Annotated in this window: 23 protein-coding genes; 15 read left to right on the top strand and 8 right to left on the bottom strand. The window is 65.5% G+C overall.

The window, feature by feature from the left end:
• The first annotated feature begins 20 nt into the window (after positions 1-20).
• The 6 genes from EGT29_RS26540 to EGT29_RS26515 all read left to right on the top strand — a co-directional run bounded on the left by EGT29_RS26540 (position 21) and on the right by EGT29_RS26515 (position 4745).
• Positions 21-383 carry a phenol hydroxylase subunit P4 gene (locus EGT29_RS26540; RefSeq protein ID WP_124691812.1) on the top strand — a complete coding sequence of 121 codons (363 nt, stop codon included), beginning with the start codon at positions 21-23 and terminating at the stop codon, positions 381-383.
• 18 nt (positions 384-401) lie between these two features.
• A complete protein-coding gene (locus EGT29_RS26535) occupies positions 402-1469 on the top strand; it encodes an NADH:ubiquinone reductase (Na(+)-transporting) subunit F (RefSeq protein WP_124691811.1) in 1068 nt (355 codons plus the stop codon).
• 5 nt (positions 1470-1474) lie between these two features.
• Positions 1475-1846, top strand: a complete 372-nt coding sequence (locus EGT29_RS26530; protein ID WP_192901778.1) for a 2Fe-2S iron-sulfur cluster-binding protein — start codon at positions 1475-1477, stop codon at positions 1844-1846.
• Positions 1847-1848: 2 nt separating this feature from the next.
• A complete protein-coding gene (locus EGT29_RS26525; protein WP_124691810.1) occupies positions 1849-2931 on the top strand; it encodes a porin in 1083 nt (360 codons plus the stop codon).
• 36 nt (positions 2932-2967) lie between these two features.
• Positions 2968-3912 carry a catechol 2,3-dioxygenase gene (locus EGT29_RS26520; RefSeq protein ID WP_124691809.1) on the top strand — a complete coding sequence of 315 codons (945 nt, stop codon included), beginning with the start codon at positions 2968-2970 and terminating at the stop codon, positions 3910-3912.
• Between the two features lie 146 nt (positions 3913-4058).
• Entirely contained in the window at positions 4059-4745 is a 687-nt protein-coding gene (locus tag EGT29_RS26515; RefSeq protein WP_124691808.1) for a GntR family transcriptional regulator, read from the top strand.
• A gap of 21 nt (positions 4746-4766) precedes the next feature.
• Here the strand turns inward: EGT29_RS26515 and EGT29_RS26510 are convergent, their stop codons facing one another.
• Genes EGT29_RS26510 through EGT29_RS26485 form a run of 6 tightly spaced genes read right to left on the bottom strand, consistent with a single transcriptional unit; the run spans position 4767 to position 8999 of the window.
• Complete coding sequence (locus EGT29_RS26510; protein WP_124691807.1) at positions 4767-5096, bottom strand: non-heme iron oxygenase ferredoxin subunit; 330 nt, start codon at positions 5094-5096, stop codon at positions 4767-4769.
• Positions 5097-5103: 7 nt separating this feature from the next.
• Complete coding sequence (locus tag EGT29_RS26505; RefSeq protein WP_124691806.1) at positions 5104-6102, bottom strand: tripartite tricarboxylate transporter substrate binding protein; 999 nt, start codon at positions 6100-6102, stop codon at positions 5104-5106.
• A 38-nt stretch (positions 6103-6140) separates the two neighbouring features.
• Positions 6141-6551 (bottom strand): RidA family protein, encoded by a 411-nt coding sequence (locus EGT29_RS26500; protein ID WP_124691805.1) that lies wholly within the window; start codon positions 6549-6551, stop codon positions 6141-6143.
• Positions 6552-6580: 29 nt separating this feature from the next.
• Entirely contained in the window at positions 6581-7243 is a 663-nt protein-coding gene (locus EGT29_RS26495; RefSeq protein WP_124691804.1) for an RraA family protein, read from the bottom strand.
• A 17-nt stretch (positions 7244-7260) separates the two neighbouring features.
• The gene (locus EGT29_RS26490; RefSeq protein ID WP_124691803.1) at positions 7261-7731 is read right to left on the bottom strand and encodes an aromatic-ring-hydroxylating dioxygenase subunit beta; all 471 of its coding nucleotides are present in this window, start codon (positions 7729-7731) and stop codon (positions 7261-7263) included.
• Positions 7728-8999: a Rieske 2Fe-2S domain-containing protein gene (locus tag EGT29_RS26485; RefSeq protein WP_161567992.1), complete on the bottom strand. Its 1272-nt coding sequence runs from the start codon at positions 8997-8999 to the stop codon at positions 7728-7730. The genes EGT29_RS26490 and EGT29_RS26485 overlap by 4 nt, the downstream gene beginning before the upstream one ends.
• Positions 9000-9107: 108 nt before the next feature.
• On the opposite strand from EGT29_RS26485, the gene EGT29_RS26480 reads away from it, so the two are divergent.
• The 3 genes from EGT29_RS26480 to EGT29_RS26470 all read left to right on the top strand — a co-directional run bounded on the left by EGT29_RS26480 (position 9108) and on the right by EGT29_RS26470 (position 11442).
• On the top strand, positions 9108-10358 hold the full coding sequence (locus EGT29_RS26480) for an NAD(P)/FAD-dependent oxidoreductase (RefSeq protein ID WP_124691801.1): 1251 nt from the start codon (positions 9108-9110) through the stop codon (positions 10356-10358).
• A gap of 110 nt (positions 10359-10468) precedes the next feature.
• Positions 10469-11116, top strand: coding sequence for an AzlC family ABC transporter permease (locus EGT29_RS26475; RefSeq protein ID WP_124692526.1), 648 nt, complete (start codon positions 10469-10471; stop codon positions 11114-11116).
• Positions 11113-11442: an AzlD domain-containing protein gene (locus EGT29_RS26470; protein WP_124691800.1), complete on the top strand. Its 330-nt coding sequence runs from the start codon at positions 11113-11115 to the stop codon at positions 11440-11442. The genes EGT29_RS26475 and EGT29_RS26470 overlap by 4 nt, the downstream gene beginning before the upstream one ends.
• A gap of 4 nt (positions 11443-11446) precedes the next feature.
• Here EGT29_RS26470 and EGT29_RS26465 read toward each other — a convergent pair whose 3' ends face one another.
• Positions 11447-12124, bottom strand: coding sequence for a GntR family transcriptional regulator (locus EGT29_RS26465; protein ID WP_255465715.1), 678 nt, complete (start codon positions 12122-12124; stop codon positions 11447-11449).
• Between the two features lie 83 nt (positions 12125-12207).
• On the opposite strand from EGT29_RS26465, the gene EGT29_RS26460 reads away from it, so the two are divergent.
• The gene (locus tag EGT29_RS26460; protein ID WP_124691798.1) at positions 12208-13011 is read left to right on the top strand and encodes an HpcH/HpaI aldolase/citrate lyase family protein; all 804 of its coding nucleotides are present in this window, start codon (positions 12208-12210) and stop codon (positions 13009-13011) included.
• A 63-nt stretch (positions 13012-13074) separates the two neighbouring features.
• Here EGT29_RS26460 and EGT29_RS26455 read toward each other — a convergent pair whose 3' ends face one another.
• On the bottom strand, positions 13075-13341 hold the full coding sequence (locus EGT29_RS26455) for an accessory factor UbiK family protein (protein ID WP_124691797.1): 267 nt from the start codon (positions 13339-13341) through the stop codon (positions 13075-13077).
• 287 nt (positions 13342-13628) lie between these two features.
• Between EGT29_RS26455 and EGT29_RS26450 the strand changes: the two genes are divergently transcribed.
• The 5 genes from EGT29_RS26450 to EGT29_RS26430 all read left to right on the top strand — a co-directional run bounded on the left by EGT29_RS26450 (position 13629) and on the right by EGT29_RS26430 (position 18527).
• Entirely contained in the window at positions 13629-14351 is a 723-nt protein-coding gene (locus tag EGT29_RS26450; RefSeq protein WP_124691796.1) for a TorF family putative porin, read from the top strand.
• A 63-nt stretch (positions 14352-14414) separates the two neighbouring features.
• Complete coding sequence (gene glnK, locus EGT29_RS26445; RefSeq protein ID WP_124691795.1) at positions 14415-14753, top strand: P-II family nitrogen regulator; 339 nt, start codon at positions 14415-14417, stop codon at positions 14751-14753.
• 16 nt (positions 14754-14769) lie between these two features.
• Complete coding sequence (gene amt / locus EGT29_RS26440; RefSeq protein ID WP_370282653.1) at positions 14770-16107, top strand: ammonium transporter; 1338 nt, start codon at positions 14770-14772, stop codon at positions 16105-16107.
• A 326-nt stretch (positions 16108-16433) separates the two neighbouring features.
• Positions 16434-17216: a GntR family transcriptional regulator gene (locus EGT29_RS26435; protein WP_124691794.1), complete on the top strand. Its 783-nt coding sequence runs from the start codon at positions 16434-16436 to the stop codon at positions 17214-17216.
• Between the two features lie 135 nt (positions 17217-17351).
• Positions 17352-18527: an ABC transporter substrate-binding protein gene (locus EGT29_RS26430; RefSeq protein ID WP_124691793.1), complete on the top strand. Its 1176-nt coding sequence runs from the start codon at positions 17352-17354 to the stop codon at positions 18525-18527.
• Positions 18528-18606: the final 79 nt, after the last annotated feature.

Genomic DNA, 18606 nt, shown 5'->3' with positions numbered 1-18606 from the left:
GCAAACTCTAGGAGACGAACATGCCTGTCATCGCGCTCGAACCCGGCTATGCCGGCCCCGTCCAGGATACCGAGGACAAGTTCGGCGGCAACCGGCTGCTGTACATCAACTGGGACGGCCACATGATGTTCTGCTCGCCGGTGTGCCTGCCGGTGCCGCCGGACATGCCTTTCGCGGCGCTGGTCGACGAGGTGCTGCCCGGTATTTATGGCGCCCATCCCGATTTCGCCCGCATCGATTGGTCGGCGGCGCGGTGGGAGCACGGCGGCCAGCCGTGGAAGCCGGATCCGGCCAGGAGCCTGGCCGACAACGGCCTGGTGCACAAGTCCGCCATACGCCTGCGCACGCCAGGCCTGGACGGCATAGGCGGCAGCCATTCGTAGGATACGTAGGAGCAGCATATGAGTTACCAACTCACCATCGAGCCGCTGGGCCAGACCATAGACATCGAGCCCGGCCAGACCGTGCTGGACGCCTGCCTGCGTAACGGCATCTGGCTGCCGCATGCCTGCGGCCACGGTCTGTGCGGCACGTGCAAGGTGCAAGTGCGGGACGGCGAGGTGGACCACGGCGCGGCCAGCAGTTTCGCGCTGATGGATTTCGAGCGCGACGAGGGGCATTGCCTGGCGTGCTGCGCCATGCCCGAGGCCGACCTGATGATCGAGGCCGATGTCGACGAGGAGCCCGACGCGCAGTACCTGCCGCTGGAGGACTACGTGGGCGAGGTGGTGGCGCTGCGCGATCTGACGCCCACCATCAAGGGGGTGTGGCTGCGCACCGACCGGCCGGTGCGCTTCCAGGCCGGGCAGTACGCCAACCTGGCGGTGCCCGGCGTGGAAGGCCGGCGCGCGTTCTCGCTGGCCAACGCGCCGGGCGAGAACGTGGTGGAGTTGCACGTGCGCAAGGTCGAGGGCGGCGCGGCCACGGGCTACATCCACGAGCACCTGCGCGAGGGCGAGTACCTGCCTCTGTCGGCGCCGTTCGGGCGCTTCTACGTGCGCAAGTCGGCGCAGGTGCCGATGATCTTCCTGGCCGGCGGCTCGGGGCTGTCCAGTCCCAAGTCGATGATTGCCGAGCTGCTGGCCGAGGGCTGCGAACAGCCCATCACGCTGATCCACGGCGCGCGCCACGCGGGCGAGCTGTATTGCTCGGACTGGTTCGAGGAATTGGCCGCGAAGCACGCCAATTTCCGCTACGTGCCGGCGCTGTCCGATGCGCACGACGGGGCAGGGCGGTGCGAGACCGGTTTCGTGCACGAGGTGCTGGCGCGGCTGTACGCGGGCCAGGACGGGCGCGCGGATTTCCGTGGCCACAAGGCCTACCTGTGCGGGCCGCCGCCCATGATCGAGGCCTGCATCGCGACGCTGATGCAGGGCCGGCTGTTCGAGCGCGACATCCACGTCGAGAAATTCCTGACCGCGGCGCAAGCGCAGGAAGGCCGCCGCAGTCCGTTGTTCAAGGCGATCTGAATCCCGTGGACGCGGACACCCACGAGGTCCACATCCTGGATACCGGCGAGCGCTACCGCTGCGCGCCGTCGCAGACCCTGCTGGCCGGCATGGAGGCATTGGGCCGCAAGGGCATTCCGGTGGGCTGCCGCGGCGGCGGCTGCGGCGTCTGCAAGAGCCGCATCGTGCGCGGCGCCTACCTGGCCGCCAAGATGAGCCGCGGCTGCGTCAGCGCCGAGGAAGAAGCGGCGGGCGTGGTGCTGGCCTGCCGCGTCATGCCGCGCGGCGACATCGAGATCCAGGCGCTGGACCGCATGCGCCGCTGCATGACCCGGCATCTTTCCCGGGACGTCCTGGAGGAGGGGCGTCCCATTTCAACCTCCGACGAGCAACCATAACGATGAAAACCGCGAGACTCCTGCTTCCCCTGGCACTGACCTGCGCCACCCCGGTCATGGCGCAAAGCACCACCACGCTGTACGGCATCGTCGACGCCGGCGTGAACTACCTGTCCAACCACGGCGGACACAATTCCTGGTCCATGGACACGGGCCTGCTGTCGCCCAACCTGTTCGGCCTGCGCGGCAGCGAGGCGCTGGGCGGCGACATGAAGGCGGTGTTCATGCTGGAAGGCCAGTTCGCCGCCGACAACGGCGCCAGCGTCGGACCGTTGTTCGGCCGCCAGGCCTACGTCGGCCTGAGTTCGCCGTCCTGGGGCACGTTGACCCTGGGCAAGCAGTACGACTTCAGCTTCGACATGCTGGGGCCGGGCCGCTACGGGCCGTCCTTCCCGATGATCGGCCTCTACAACTTGCGGCTGGGACCCTTCGGCGGACTGGGCGTGCCCGGCATGCCGGGCGGGGCGATGGACTTCGACGGCGTGGCCGGCGCCAAGCGGGTCGACAATTCGGTGAAGTTCACCAGCGCCAACTACAGCGGCTTCACTTTCGGCGCGCTGTACGGCTTCGGCGAACAACCGGGCAGCATGGGGCAGGGCCGCACCTACAGCGCCGGCCTGTCCTATGCGCGCGGCCCCTTCGCGTTGACGGCCGCCATTACCGATGCGCGCAATCCGGCCATCAACAACGGCAACGACGGCATCCGCACCTGGGGCCTGGGCGGCCGGTACCAGCTCGGCGCCGCCGTGTTGAACGCGCTGTACACCAACACGCGCAACACCTTCACCGGCGGGTCGGTGCAGGTGGCGCAGGTCGGCACGACCCTGCCGGTGGCGGCCAGCACCACGCTGCTGCTGGATTACCAATACCAGTGGGCCAACGCCACCCTGAACAAGGTGCATGCCCACCAGGCCAGCGCCACGCTGGGCTACGCGCTGTCCAAGCGCACCGATGCCTACGCGGCCCTGGTCTACCAGCGCGCCGGAGGCGCGCCCGGCGCCACTGCCTGGATCGCCGGCATGAACGGCCCGTCCGACGGCAAGACCCAGACCCTGGTGCGCGTGGGCATGCGCCACATGTTCTGACCCCGACCATCTTTTGCACACCCGAAGGAGACTCACATGGCAATAACCGGAGTGCTGCGTCCCGGACATGTCTGCATACGCGTGCTCGAACTCGAGCCGGCTGTGCGGCATTACGTGGACACCATAGGCTTGACGGAAGTCATGCGCGATCAGGCCGCCGACGGCAGCCCGCGCGTGTTCCTGAAAGGCTGGGACGAATCGGATCATCACAGCATCGTGCTGCGCGAGGCCGACGAGTCCGGCATGGACTACATGGGCTGGAAGGTCGATTCGGAAGCGACGCTGGAGAAACTGTCGGCCGATGTGCAGGCCAGCGGACTGGCCACCGACATGAGCTGGATCGAGGCCGGCGACCATCCCAAGACCGGCAAGCGTTTCCGCTTCACCATCCCCACCGGCCACGTGATGGAGCTGTATGCCTATCGCGAAGCCACGGGCTGCGCCACCGGCTACCAGAATCCGGACCCATGGCCGGACGACTTGAAAGGCATGGCGCCGCGTTCATTCGACCATTGCCTGCTGTATGGCGACGACCTGGACGGCACCTACAAGTTGTTCACCGAAGTGCTGGGCTTCGGCCTGTCGGAGCAGGTGGTGGCCGACGGCGGCAAGCTGATGATCGGCGCTTTCCTGAGCTGCGCCAACAAGGCGCACGACGTGGCCTTCATCCGCCAGCCGGTCAAGAACAAGCTGCACCATGTGTCCTTCCTGCTGGACAACTGGGGCGAAGTGCTGAAGGCGGCCGACATCATTTCCAAGCGCCGGGTGTCGCTGGACATCGGCCCGACGCGGCACGGCATCACGCGGGGCGAGACGGTGTATTTCTTCGATCCCAGCGGCAACCGCAACGAGGTATTCTCGGGCGGCTACACCTGGTACCCGGACAAGCCGGTCATTACCTGGACCGACGACCAGCTGGGCACGGGCATCTTCTATCACGATCGCAAGCTGAACGAGAAATTCCTGAGCGTATTTACCTGAGGAACGCATCGCCACATAGGGACTGGACAACTGGGCATGCGGCTGGCGTGCACTTATAATGTATAAGGTATATAAGTGTCTGCCAGGCGTACGGCCCTTTCCGTGGCGGACGCGTGCCGTTTCTCCGTCCTTCCCTTTCCCTAGCCATGTCCAGTGCAACTGACGAATTGTTCTCCTCGCACCTGCCGCGAGACATCCCTTCGGCCGTCCAGCGAGTCCTCAAGGAAGCGATTCTCAAAGGCGAATTGGCTGCTGGTAGCCGGATCAAGATCGACGAGCTTGCGGCGCGGTTCGGGGTCAGCAAGATTCCGGTCCGCGAGGCTTTGCGCATGCTGGAAAGCGATGGCTGGGTGACCTCGCAGCCGCACAAGGGCACCTATGTGCGGTCGCTCACGCAGCAGGAGCTGTCCGAGATTTTCGAGATGCGCAAGCTGATGGAGCCGCGTTCGGCCAAACTGGCCGCGGCGCGCCGCACGCCGGAACAGCTCGCCAAGCTCGAGAGCCTGATCGGCGAAAGCAAGAAGGCGATCGAGAAGGCCGATCTCGATGCGATCACGGACCTGAACAAGCGCCTGCACATGGCCATTGCCGAGGCGGCCGGGAACAGCCTGCTGACGGAATCGCTCGAGAAGCTGGACCTGCTGATGCGGCGCTACTTCATGCCCGTCAGCTGGGACCAGCGGCGCGACTCCATGAAGCAGCACGAGGCGATCGTCCAGGCCATCGTCGACCAGGACGAAGGCCTTGCGGAAAAGCTCACGATGGACCACGTCTGCCATACGGAAGCGCTGGCCAGCACCCCCATGACGAACGCGGTGGCACTGACCGCCTGAATCGAGGCCAGACGATCCTCGCTATGTGTCTATATGGGCGGGAATGGCCAGGTCCAGCATGATCTGGCCATGCCGTTCGGTCACGGCGAAGATCGGCACGGGCGCGGTGGCGGGCCCGCAGGTGGGCCGGCCGGTGCGTACGTCGAAGGCCGCCTGGTGCAGCGGGCATTCCACGCATCCGTCCTCGTACCAACCGTCGGTGAGCAAGGCATAGGCATGCGAGCAGACGTTGCCCATCGCATACACCGCACCTTCGTGCCGCACCAGGAGGACTTCCTGGCCATCGAGGGTAAGCGGACGCGGTTCGCCTTCCGGCAGGTCGCCGCTGGACATGATGGGTCGGTAGGCCATCGTGTGTTCATTCCTTGGGGATCTTGGCCATGGACGCGACCTGGGCCCAGCGGTCGGACTCGTTAGCGAGCCAGGCCTGCACCGATTGCGCATCCATGGGCGGATAGAGTTCCATGGCCGACTTCTTCAGCGTTTCCTGGACCTCGGGCCGCTTCAGCGCGATCTGGACTTCGCCGTTGAGAAAATCGACGATCTGGCGCGGCGTTCCCGCCGGTGCAATCAGCGCGGTGAAGCCCACGGCGCTGATATCCACGCCGCTTTCCTTGAGCGTTGGCACGTCGGGCAGCGCGTAGTAGCGCGCCGGGCCGGACGTCGCCAGCGCGCGGACCTTGCCGGTCTCGACGAAGGTATAGGCGGAGTTGGCTGCTTCGAACATCATGTCGCCGCTGCCGCCGATGATGTCGGTCAGTGCCTGCATGCTGCCCTTGTAGGGCACTTCCACCACGTCCGTCCCGGTTTTCTGCAGCAGCAGCTTGGTGGTGAGGTTGTGGATCGTACCCACGCCCGGATGCGCATAGGTGTATTTGCCGGGGTGGCGCTTTACCTCTTCCACCCACTGCGCCATGGTCTTGGCGGGGAAACGATTGCTGACGAGCAGGATCACCGGTACCGAGTTGATCAGGCTGACCCCTGTGAAATCCTTCTTGACGTCGTAAGGGACGTTTTTCATTACCGAGGCGTTGACGATGAACGAGGTCGACGTCATCAGCAGCGTGTAGCCATCGGCTGGCGCCTGCTGCACGGCGGTGGCGGCGATGATGCCGGAGGCTCCGGGGCGGTTCTCCACGACTACCGGCTGGCCCCAGCGCTTGGACAATTGATCGCCGAGGATGCGAGCCACGATGTCCGAGGCATTCCCGGGAGGAAAGGCACAGACGATGCGTACCGGCTTGCTCGGGTACGAGGGTTGCGCGTGGGCGGGAACGAACCCCGCCGAGGCCGCCAGGGTGGTGGCGGACATCATCAACATGCTGCGGCGGGAAACACGGCTGTTCGGCTTCTTCATGGGAGACTCCGCGCGGGGAAGGGGTAAGGGAAAGCCAGCTAGAGGGCCGCGACGGCTTCGACCTCGAGCATGAACTCGGGCTTGACCAGGCGGCTGATGATCAGCAGCGTGTTGGGCGGATACACGCCGTCGGGAAACAGGGTAGGGAACAATTCCGCACGCAGTCGCATGAACTCGGGGATGGAGTCGGCGCTGGTCAGGAACGTGGTCATCTTGGCGATGGAATGGCAGCCGCCGCCAGCGGCCTCGAGGGTGCTTTTCAGGTTATGGAAGACACGGGCGAACTGCGCGGCGAAGTCATTCACGCCTACGACTTCGCCCGCGTCGCCGACGGCCAGTTGTCCGGCCACCAGGCAGGGCGTGCCCTGGCGGATCAGGCCGAGTTGGGAATAGAGGCCCTGGGCGGGGGCAAGTCCGGGAGGGTTGACGTATTCGACGGTGGTGGTCATGGTTGTTCTCGTGGTGGGATGGCCAGCGGTCAATCCATCCAGTCGGGTTCGGGAATGTTCAGCACCTGGTAGAACGGCTTGGGCGTATCCAACACCTTGAACCAGGCCTGTTCGTCGCGGCGGAAATTGACCACTTTCTGGAACAGCTCTTCTTCCCGTTCCAGCGGGACGACGACCACGCCGTCTTCATCGGCCAGGATGAGGTCGCCCGGATGGACGGGTTGTCCGCCGCACGCGATGGGCACGTCCAGCGCGCCGCCGAAAGCCTTGTGCGGTCCGCGCGGCGTGATGCCGCGGCAGAAGATCGGAAAGCCGATGTCGCGCGATTCGCGCAGATCGCGCACCGAGCCGTCCAGGACCAGGCCGGCCACGCCGCGCCGGTAGGATTCCAGCGTGGTGATGCCGCCCCACAGGGCATGGTCGGTGATGCCGCCCGAATCGCCGACGATGACTTCGCCCGGTTCGGCGGTGGACGAGATGTAGTGCAGGATGCTGTTGTCCGCCATCGTGCACTGCACGGTGCGTGCCTGGCCGACGATGCGGGCGGCGGTGGTCACGGCCTTGATGTCGGGATGCATCGAGCCGTGGCGGTTCATCATGTCCGAGGCGCTGGCTGTCGCCACGTTCTTCCAGGCCGCGATGCGGTCTTCGGGAATGCGGCGGAAACTGACACGCTTGCGAAGAAAGGCCATGGGGGTTTCCTTGGGGATCAGAGGGGAGTCGCCAGACAGTTGGAGACCGTGAAGGTGTCCAGCACGACCAGCCGTTTGCGCAGCCTGGGCTCGGCGCCGACTTCGATTTCGTCTTCGTACGAACCAGAACAGAACAGCGACGAAGTGCCGTTGAGCTGTGTCTGGACGACCATGAAGGCGGTGCTCGTGCTGACGACGCCGTCCTGCGGGGCCGACGTGATGGCCGTGCCGCTCAGGATGTGCCGGTCCCAATGCGGGTTGAATTTGCTGGCGTGGCGCAGCACCGCGACGCGGTCCTGCAGCTGGGCCTTGCTGTCGCAACGCATCAGGCCGATGCCGTAGCCCGCCTCGAGGTTCTCGCGAGGGACCACCATGTAGCTGGAGTTTTCGTGGAAGCAGTCCAGCCAGGTCTCGAGTTCGTCGCCGTCCACCAGCACGGCCGTGCGCAGCACGAAGGCGGAGACTTGGGCCTGTAGTTCCAGGTTCATCGTTGCGCTCCCGCGGGCTCCAGGCCCATCAGTTGGCTGTAGTACGCCCAGAAGCCACGGATGGTGACTTCCTGGGCCCGGGTGTCCAGGCTGCGGATCTCGCCGATGCCGCCCATTTCGACGACGCCCGCCTTGTCGGTATCGGGCTGGGTCGAGCGCTGGACCATCTCCAGCGCTTCGCCGTCCTCCATCGAGATCAGGCCGGCCGGGCCGACCATGTTGGCCTGGTTCAGGCGGTGCTGCGTCAGTTCCGGCGTGTCGTCCTCGTAGCCGAACAGCGTCCACACCAGTTCGAATTCGCCGGGCCCGAGCGTGCGCAGCTGGCGCATCGCCAGCGTGTTGTAGATCTGGTGAAAGAATATGTTGGGGAAGACCGAGATGATGCGCGTGCTGATGCCGAGCTTGTTCTCGACGAAGTGGCGCGTGATGCCGTAGTCGTTGAGCGTCATGTAGTCGCCGCGTTGCACGCCGTTCTCGGCGTAGGCCGCGCGGGCGACTTCGTCGCTGTCCGAGCCGGCGTACTGGAACAGGATGCTGTGGCGGTGCTTGTCGTCCATGTAGCCGCCTGCGACCTGGGTCAGGCGGCTCATGCCGAAGGTGCGGTTGAACTCGTGCAGCAGGCTGCCGTGGTACGCGTCCCGGATGTTTTCGTGATAGAGCTTCCAGTTGGCGGCGACGCGCTGGCGCTGGTAGCCCAGGATCTTGATGGGCTTGCGCATCAGGTCGCCCACGTGTTCGCACATGAGGGGGCCGAGATAGGTTTCCAGGTCCTCGACTTCGCCTTCCGCGGCATAGGTGCCGAACACGATCCCCTTCCAGATCCGGACACGGATCTTGGTGAGGTTGTGGTCCTTCAGGTTGAATTCCTTGGGCATGCCGCCGGCGCCGTTCGCGCCGCGCCGAAACGGGACGCCGACCAGATCGCCGTCCAGCTTGTAGCACCACGCGTGATAGATGCAGGTGAAGTCCTTGGCATTGCCGGAGGGGTAGCGCACCACTTCGGCGCCGCGGTGGGCGCAGCGGTTGACGAACGCACGGACCGTGCCATCTTCATTGCGACTGAAGACCACCGGGGTGTCTCCGATCTGCGTGGCGCGGTAATCGCCGACGTTAGGGACCTCGGCCTCGAAACCGAGGACGAACCAGACCGGCCCCCGAAAGATCTTCTTCTGCTCTTCTTCATAGAGCGCCGCGTCGTGGTACAGCCGGTACGGGACGCGCGAATAGTCCCTGGCCGGCCAGATTTCGGGGCTGATGGGTGATGGCATGGTTTCCTCCATGGATGGTGGGTTCGCCGCAGCGAAAAACCGCGTTGGAAAAAAGTATACGATATAAGATATACAGTATCAATATCAAAAAAGACCTGGAGCGAATCCATGAAAGACATCCCTGGGCAGGCAAGAGCCGGTGCCGAGCCGGTACGCATCCTTGTGATCGGCGCCGGCCACGCGGGCGCGGTGGCGGCGTTCGCCGCACGCCGGGCCGATCGCACGGCCGAGATCGAGTTAGTGGGAGAAGAGGCGCATTTACCGTACGAACGGCCACCCTTATCCAAAGAGGCCTTGTCGGGCTCGGCGGCGATCGCCCCCAAGTTCGCTGCCGCGGCCTATGCCGAAGCGCGGATCGCTGTCGCGACCGGGGTTCGGGCGACCGTGATCGACCGGGCCCGCAAGACGGTCCAGGCGACTGACGGCCAGGTTCGCCCCTACGACCGATTGGTGCTGGCGTCCGGCTCGCGCGTGCGGCGATGGCCGGGCGGGGAGGCGCTTGGACGGCGGCTGTGCTACCTGCGGACCGTCGAAGATGCCGCCGCGCTGAGGGGGCGCCTGCGGCCCGGCATGCGCGTGGCCGTCATCGGCGCGGGCTTCATCGGCCTTGAGGTGGCGGCATCCGCGCGGCTGGTGGGGGCGGAGGTGGCGGTGTTCGACCGGGCGCCCACGGTCCTGGCCCGCGTCCTTCCGCCCGCGGCGGCGGCTGTGGTGGAGGCGCGCCATCGCGCGCAAGGCGTGGCCTTGCATCTCGGCGCCGCTATCGCGGATCTGGGGCCCGATGGTGACGGCATCGTCGTTGCGACGGATCGAGGCACGGTGCAGGCTGACTTCGCCGTCGTCGGAATCGGCGTTGTTCCCAATACGGAACTGGCGGCCGAGGCCGGGCTGGAGGTGGACGACGGGCTGGTCGTGGACGAATGCGGCCACAGCAGCGATCCGCACATCTTCGGCGCGGGCGAGGTCACCCGCCATCCGGTGGGACGCACGGGAGTCCGGCAACGGATCGAGTCCTGGCAAGTGGCGGAAAGCCAGGCTGCCGCGGCGGGCGCCAGCGCGGCGGGCTGCCCGGCGGTGTATGACGCGGTGCCGTGGTTCTGGTCCGATCAGTACGGCATGAACATTCAGTCCGCCGGCGACCTTCGGGGGCCGGGGGAATGGATCGTGCGCGGCGAGCCGGCGGGCTCTCATTCGTGCTATCGGCTCGATGAAGAGGGCCGCATCCTCGGGGCGGCAACCTTCGACGCCGCCAAGGACATGGCGGCGATCCGGCGGCTGATGCAGCGGGAGACCCGGGTGGCGGCGGCGCTGCTTCGCGATCCCGGTGTGCCGATGCGCCAACTCTTGGCGATACCTTGATGGACGCCCACACCAAGTGTGCCGGCCGCGCACCGGCGCCGGCCGCCGATGTGGACGGACCGTTCTGGCGCGACCGGAATTACTGGCAAGGCGTGCGGGACTATCTGCCCATGGCCATAGGCATCGCGGCCTGGGGCACGGTTGCCGGCGTGGCCATGCTGCGCAGCGGCCTGCCGATTCCGGTCGCTGTCCTGATGTCGCTGCTGGTTTTTGCCGGCTCGGCGCAATTGGCGGTCCTGCCGCTCATCGCCATCGGGTCGCCGCTGTGGGTCATCTGGGCTACGGCCTTGTGCGTGAACCTGCGCTTCGTCGTCTTCAGCGTGCAATGGCGTCCCTATTTCGGCCATTTACCGCGAGCCAGGCGGCTGTCGCTCGGCTACTTTTCGGGCGACACGCTCTATGTCATCTTCATGCGCAAGTTTCCCGTGGCGGCGCCGGGTCCCGGGCAGGTGCGCTATTTCTGGGGAGCCGCGTTGACCAACTGGGCAACGTGGCAGGTGTCGTCCATTGCCGGCATTCTGATCGGCGAAGCCGTGCCCGAGTCGTGGGGCGTGGGGTTCGCGGGGACAATGGCGCTGCTCGGACTCGCATGTCCGTTGCTGCGCGGGCCGTCTACCTACGTTGCGGCGGTGGTCGCGGGGGGCGCCGCGGTGGCCGCCTACGGATTGCCGATGAAGTTGAACATACTCGTCGCCATCGGGGCGGCGGTCACGGCCGGCGTGCTCATGGACGCGGCCAGGCCAAGGGGCCGGAAATGAGTTTTCACGAGAGCCTGATCGCCATCCTGGGCCTGGCGGCCGTGACGCTGGTCTGTCGCGGCCTGTTCCTCTGGCCCGCGCGCGACATCCCCATGCCGGGTTGGCTGCGGGAAGGCTTGCGCTATGCACCGCTGGCCGCGCTGATGGCGGTGGTGGTACCCGAGGTGCTGATGACCCATGGCCAACTCGTGGCGTCGGTCCCGGATGCCAAGCTGCTGGGGGCGGCCGTGGGCCTGCTCAGTTATCTGTGGCGCAGGAACATACTGACGACCATCGCCTGCGGGACTGGCGCCATGGTGGCGGCGCGCATGCTGCTGGGCTGGTAGCGCGTCAGGCTGCCCGGCCCTGCGCGCGCAGCGAGGCCAGCAGCCGGTCCCGTGTGTGGTAGCAGTGGGCGGCGCTCAGCGCCCCGACCAGACCGCTGTTCCGGGCTACGAAAGCCGTGGCGATCTGGTTGTGTTCGCGGTCGGCCGCGGCGTCGCTGGTTGACATGGTCGTGTCCAGCCGGATGTAGGGTTCGATGATGTCGCGCAATTGCAGCGCCATGCGGATGACGTGCCGCTGACGGCAGGCCTGGATGATGGCGCCGTGGAAGTCCCGGTTCAATTGGCACCACCGGCTGTGATAGTCGGCGGCGTTTCGATCCAGCGCCATCATGTCGCCGGCCAGCCGGGTTACCCGTCCGGCGTCTTCTTCCTGGTGGTGTTCGGCCGCCAGGCGCGCCGCATGGGTCTCGATCAATGCCCGCAATTCGAAGATCTCGACGATCTCCGCCTGATCCAGCGATGCCACCGCATAGCCGCGGCGCGGGCGCAGGACCAGCATGCCCTCGCTCTCCAGCCTGGAGAAGGCCTCCCGCAGGGGGATCTTGCTCACGCCGAAGCGGGCGGCCAGATCGTCCTGGCGCAGAACGTCGCCGGGCAGGTATTTGCCGCCGAGGATCTCGTGCCGCACAAGTTCATGGATCCGATCGCTGACGGAGCGGGGGGCGAGCGGAAGCTTGGACATGAGCGGCAGGATGGCGTAGAGTGATAGAAAGTATATTATATACTTTATCAAGTATCCTCTCATAAACAGCCTAGGGGGCTTTCATGAACAGCAGCGTGGACACGCGTTATCACAATCCCTTGCGCCAGCTCTGGCGGGAGAACCGCGGCGCCTATGGCCTGTGGGTCACTCTGCCCACGCCCGCGGTGACCGAGATCGCCGCCGAGCTTGGCCTGGACTGGGTTTGCCTTGATCTCGAACACAGCGCCCTGGATTACAAGGATGTGGCCAACCACGCCAGGGCCGCGAAGGGCAGCGGCACCGCGGTGCTGGCGCGGGTGCCCGCCACCACGCCGGACTACCTGAAGCGTTGCCTGGACATGGGGGTGGACGGCGTGCTGCTGCCGCTGGTGAACTCGGCCGAGGAAATGCGCACCGGACTGCGCTATGGCAAATATCCGCCTCAGGGCATACGCGGCATCGGCGGCGAACGTGCGCTGCGCTGGGGTTTGAGGATGGACGAATACCTGGCCACGGCCAACGAAGAAACGATGGTGATCCCGCTGATCGAGACGGTGCATGCCATCGAGGCTGCCGCCGACATCCTCGCGGTGCCCGACCTGCCCGCGATCTTTTTCGGCCCGGCGGATCTGTCGGCCAGCCACGGCTGCCTCGGGCAGTGGGAATCTCCGGGGGTGGCCGAAGAAATCCTGAAAGTCAGGGAAATGGCTCAGGCCAGGGGCATCGTCAGCGGCATCATGGCCATGGACGATGCGGATGCGCTCAAGCGGCGCGATCAGGGGTTCGGCATGATCGGGCTGGGTTCGGACTTCGGCCTGTTGATCCGCTCGGTCAAGCCGGTGCTGAAAGAACTCAAAGGCACGACCTTCATGCGGCGGTGGTTCTGATCCCCGGGTTCCGACGCAGATGCAGGGCACTCAGCGGCGCGTGGCGCCGCTATGTTTTTGCCATCAGGCTTGTGACGAACGATTTTCCAGCGCGATCACCCGCGCCTCCAACCCTTGCACCTGCGCTTCCAGCGCATCCACCTTGGCCCGCGTACGCGCCAGCAATTCGGTCTGGATGTCGAATTCCTCGCGGGTGATCAGATCCAGCTTGGTGAAGGTCTGACCCAGAAATCCCTTGACGTTGCGCTCGATGTCGGCCGCCGGGCTGCGGGCGATCAGGTCGGAGATGTTCTTCTGCAGGTCTTCGAACCAGTCGGTGCGATTGATCATGGTGTCTGTCCTTTAAGTCGGCTGCCGGCCTCCAGTGTAGTCCGGCACGGGAACGAACGCCTGCGCCACGACATGGTGCGGCCGCCGGGGATGCGCACCCCATGTGCACCAACTTGGGTCGCCGGAAGGGGCGAGGGTGGTGCGTTCCATGGGGAAAGCAAGCTGGCACGGGAAATGCTCAGTAACAGTCAACCGGGGTCCGCCTGACCGCGCAGGCCCCGTGACCACGCCAGTTGCGCCACCCACGCACTGGACCGCCTGGCTGACAACCCGCCCTGGAACGACAGATGAAAAAGACCCTGCTTGCGACCGCCCTGGCCCTGTGCGCCACCTCGACCGCCTACGCCGCCGACCCGGAGCCCGACTTCACCTTCACGGGCAATGCCGGCCTGTTCAGCGACTACCGTTTCCGCGGCTTCAGCCAGACCAACCTCAAGCCGGCCATGCAAGGCGGCTTCGATTTCGCCCACAAGTCCGGCTTCTACCTGGGCAACTGGAACTCCAACGTCGCCAGCGAGCTGTTCAGCGGCGGCAACCTGGAGATGGATTTCTACGGCGGCTACAAGTTCAAGTACGAGGACTTCGCCTTCGACGTGGGCGGCCTGTATTACTACTACCCCGGTTCCAAGCTGAACGGCAGCACGATCGACAACTTCGAGCTGTACGGCGCGGTGGGCTGGGGCCCGTTCACGCTGAAGTATTCGCACGGCATGACCGATTTCTTCGGCGCGCCCAACAGCAAGAACAACTACTACCTGGACCTGGGCGCCGCCTTCGACCTGGGCGACGGCTGGGGCGCGAATGCCCACGTCGGCTACCAGAAGCTGAAGAACGACGCGACCGGCCTGGACCACTACGTCGACTACAAGGCGGGCGTGACCAAGGACCTGAACGGCTGGATCCTGGGGCTTTCGCTGGTGACCACCAGCAAGAAGGACTGGGTCATCACCAACAAGGGCAAGAACGCCGGCCGCTTCGGCGCGGTGCTCGGCCTGAGCAAGGCGTTCTGACCCCGCGCGGCCGGGAGGCCGCGCCGGTCAGCCATTTCGATTCATCACCATGTGGGGTTCGTCATGAAACTCATCACTGCAATCATCAAGCCCTTCAAGCTTGACGAGGTACGCGAAGCCCTCTCCGGCATCGGAGTCCAGGGCATCACCGTTACCGAGATCAAGGGTTTCGGCCGCCAGAAGGGCCATACCGAGCTGTATCGCGGCGCCGAATACGTCGTCGATTTCCTGCCCAAGGTCAAGATCGAGATCGCCCTGGCGGACGATCTGGTGGACCGTGCCATCGAGGCCATCGAGACCTCGGCGCGCACCGGCAAGATCGGCGACGGCAAGGTCTTCGTCTTTCCGCTGGAACAGGTCATCCGGATTCGTACCGGGGAAACCGGCAAGGACGCCCTCTGATAGGACGATTCAAAAAATGAAAACAACGCATGCTTCATCGATGAAAGCCCTTGGGGCGGGACTGGCGCTGGCACTGGCGCTGTTCGCCGCGCCCGCGCTGGCGGAGGATGCCGCCCCCACGCTGGTCGGGGCCGATCTGGCCTGGCTCAGCACGTCCACCATCCTGGTGCTGATGATGGTGGTGCCCGGCCTGGCGCTGTTCTACGGCGGCCTGGTGCGCAGCAAGAACATGTTGTCGGTCCTGATGCAGGTCCTGGTCACGTTCTCGCTGATCGTCGTGCTGTGGTTCATCTACGGCTATTCGCTGGCCTTCACCGAAGGCAATGCCTTCTTCGGCGGGCTTGACCGGCTGTTCCTGAAGGGGCTGTTCGATGCCGAGACCGGGACCTTCCCGTTGTCGGGCACCGTGCCCGAGCTCAGCTTCGCGGCCTTCCAGGCGACGTTCGCCGGCATCACCTGCGCGCTGATCGTGGGCGCCTTCGCCGAACGCGCGCGCTTCTCGGCCATCCTGCTGTTCATGGTGCTGTGGTTCACCTTCGCCTACATTCCCATCGCGCACATGGTGTGGTTCGGCGGCGAGGTCAAGGGCTTCCTGTTCGAGCGCGGCGCGCTGGACTTCGCGGGCGGCACCGTGGTGCACATCAACGCCGGCGTGGCGGGCCTGATCGGCGCCTATGTCATCGGCAAGCGCATCGGCTTCGGCAAGGAAGCCTTGTCGCCGCACAACCTGCCCATGACCATGATCGGCGCCTCGCTGCTGTGGGTGGGCTGGTTCGGCTTCAACGCGGGTTCGGCGCTGGCCGCCAACAACGTCGCCTCGCTGGCCTTCATGAACACGCTGATCGCCACGGCCGCCGCGGTGCTGGCGTGGGTCTTCACGGAATGGGCGGTACGCGGCCATCCCTCGATGCTGGGCGGCGCGTCCGGCGCGGTGGCGGGCCTGGTGGGCGTGACGCCGGCGGCCGGCGTGGTCGGCCCGGTGGGCGCGCTGGTGATCGGCCTGGCCGCGGGCGTGATCTGCGTCTGGGGCGTGACCAGCCTGAAGCGCATGCTGAAGGTGGACGATTCGCTGGACGTGTTCGGCGTGCACGGCGTGGGCGGCATCGTCGGCGCGCTGCTGACCGGCATCTTCAACGCCAAGGTGCTGGGCGGCCCGGGCGTGGACGGCATGACCATCCTCAGCCAGCTGTGGGTGCAGGTCGAGGCAGTGGTCATCACCATCGTCTGGACCACCATCGTCGCGCTGATCGCCTACAAGATCGCCGATGCGCTGCTGGGGCTGCGCGTGACCGAAGAGGAAGAACGCGAGGGCCTGGACATCACGACCCACGGGGAAAGCGCCTATCACTCGTAGTTCGTGCGCCCCCCAGGGGGCGATGCGAGCGGACCGGCAAAGCCGGATCCGCCGCATCCTGGCAACTTCGGGAGTGGGTTCACAGAGGCGGCGTCCAGAATCGGGCGCCGCTTTTTTTCGGGGTTGTATACGGGCTTGGCGTTTTCCCTAGGCAGGGTACAAAGTTCTTGTTATTTAACGGGATCTCTGTATACAGTCTGTATCCAGTAAAGCGGTAAAGAGCTGTAACGGAGACATGACTACCCCCCGCCGTATTCCGGGCGCCAACGGCGCCTTGCCTGTCCGGACTTCCTGTCCGCGATCCGCTTTCCCGATGCGAGGCCCGCATGACTGAGCGGGCTTCCGCGCGCGACCGGGCCGAGGGCAAGGCCAAGTCGGGCGGTGCGCAAACGACCGCGGCCGAACTGGGCTTGCGGGAATTGATCCTGTCGGGCGAGCTGACGCCCGGGGCGCGGCTGTCCGAGCCCAGCGTGGCCGAGCGCCTGGGCATCTCGCGCACGCCCATCCGAGCCGCGATGGCCAGGCTGGAAGACGAAGGCCTGCTGGAGGTGATTCCCTCCGGCGGCTATGCGGTCAAGGCCTTCACCGAATCCGAGATACGCGATTCCATCGAGGTGCGCGGCACGCTGGAAGGACTGGCCGCGCGCATGGCCGCCGAGCGCGGCGTGTCGGCCGCCGACCTGGACGCGATGCGCGACTGCCTGACCGAGATCGACCGCATCCTGACGGGCCGTGACAAGGGCGTCGCGGACCTGTCCAGCTACATCGAACTGAATCGCCGCTTCCACCAGATGCTGCACTACCTGCCGGGCAGCTCGGTGCTCGAACGCCAGATCGCGCGCGCGACCAATCTGCCGTTCGCCTCGCCCAATGGTTTCCTGCAGGCCCAGGCCGACGACGAGGAAGCCTGGCTGAGCCTGATCGTGGCGCAGGACCAGCACTGGATGGTGCTGGCCGCCATCGAGAACCGCGAAGGCGCGCGTGCCGAAGCCATCATGCGCGAACACGCGCGCATCGCTTTCCGCAACATGCAGTCGGTGCTGCGCAACCAGGACATGTTCTCGCAGATTCCGGGAGCCCGACTGATACGCAGACGCATACCGCGATAACGTTTTGCGCCTGCGGAATACCCGCAAGCGTCACTTTTGCCGTTTACAAGCTGATACGCTATGCCGCGCTTTTCGGCGGCCCCTGGCCTCTGATTTCCCTCGTCGTCCCATCTGGTGAGTAAGCAAGGAGACACCATGAACAACAAACGCAATCTGCTCAAGATCGCAGCCGCGCTGATGCTGGCGGGCACGGCCGCCGTGCCCGCCTACGCGCAGGACGTGGTCAAGGTCGGCCTCATTCTGCCGATGACGGGCCCGTTCGCGTCCACCGGCCGCCAGATCGAAGCCGCCGTCCGCCTGTACATGGCCGAACACGGCACCACCGTGGCCGGCAAGAAGATCGAGCTGATCATCAAGGACGATGCCAACGTCGCCGATACCACCAAGCGCCTGGCGCAGGAACTGGTGATCAATGACCGCGTCGCCGTGCTGGCCGGCTTCGGCCTGACGCCGCTGGCGCTGTCGACCACGCCCATCGCCACCCAGGCCAAGACGCCGATGGTCGTGATGGCTGCCGCGACCGCGATGATCACCGAACAGTCGCCCTATGTGGTGCGTACCGGCTTCACGCTGCCGCAGGTCACCCTGGGTATCGCCCAGTGGGCGCCCAAGAATGGCATCAAGAAGGTCGTGACCCTGGTCGCCGACTACGGCCCCGGCATCGATGCCCAGAATTCGTTCAAGAAGGTCTTCACCGCCAACGGCGGCCAAGTGCTGCAGGAACTGCGCGTGCCGGTGAACAACCCCGACTTCGCCCCCTTCCTGCAGCGTGTGAGCGATGCCAAGCCGGACGCCGTGTTCGTGTTCGTGCCCTCGGGCATGGGCTCGGTGGTCATGAAGCAGTTCGCCGAGCGCGGCCTGGACAAGGCCGGCATCAAGATGATCGGCACCGGCGACGTGGTCGACGACGACCTGCTGAACGACATGGGCAACGTGGCGCTGGGCGTGGTGACGTCCATGCACTACTCCGCCGCGCTGGACAATCCGGCCAACAAGTCCTACGTGGCCGGCATCGCCAAGGCCAACAAGGGCATGCGCCCGAACTTCCACAGCGTGGGCGGCTATGACGGCATGCACCTGATCTACAAGGCCATCGAAGCCACCAAGGGCGACACCAACGGCGACAAGCTGCTGGCCGCCATGAAGGGCCAGAAGTGGGACAGCCCGCGCGGTCCGGTCATGCTGGATCCGCAAACGCGCGAGATGGTGCAGAACGTCTACATCACCAAGGTGGAACGGGTGAACGGTGGCCTGTACAACGTCCCCTTCGACAAGATCGAAGCGGTAAAAGATCCAGCAAAGATTAAGTAACCCCCCCTACGCGCTTCGCGCGCCCCCCCAGGGGGGCGGCACTGGCGGACCGGCGGAGCCGGATCCGCTGTGCCCTGGG

This window comes from Pigmentiphaga sp. H8 (genome assembly GCF_003854895.1).
GTDB lineage: Bacteria > Pseudomonadota > Gammaproteobacteria > Burkholderiales > Burkholderiaceae_B > Pigmentiphaga.
This window is presented reverse-complemented; position numbering and strand designations above follow the sequence as displayed.